The organism is Pseudomonas sp. SIMBA_041 (assembly GCF_046535095.1).
Lineage (GTDB): Bacteria > Pseudomonadota > Gammaproteobacteria > Pseudomonadales > Pseudomonadaceae > Aquipseudomonas > Aquipseudomonas mucoides.
Genome location: NZ_JAWRXJ010000609.1, coordinates 1 through 254, shown reverse-complemented (window position 1 = coordinate 254; position 254 = coordinate 1). Strand labels below are relative to the sequence as shown.

The 254-nt window shown below is 53.9% G+C and carries 1 pseudogene; it reads right to left on the bottom strand.

Going from position 1 to position 254, the window contains the following annotated elements:
* A pseudogene (gene entB / locus SB725_RS32550) lies at positions 1–254 on the bottom strand (enterobactin biosynthesis bifunctional isochorismatase/aryl carrier protein EntB); the annotation flags it as partial.

Below are 254 nucleotides of genomic sequence, written 5' to 3'. Positions count from 1 at the left end.
GATCCACCACCTTTTGCTGTTCCGGCGAACGGGTCAGGCCTGGCCCCCACATATCATTCAACAGCGCCCGATCTTCATCGCTCTGCTCTTTCGGCTGGGCGGTGTAATAAACCGGGATATTGTGCTGTTTGCAGTAGTCGCGTAGTGCCGCAATATTCGCGATCACTTGCTCCATCATCGGGCAGTTCTCGCCCCAGAAGCTGACAAAATAGTCCTGCATATCATGGATTAACAACGCGGCACGTTGCGGTTCA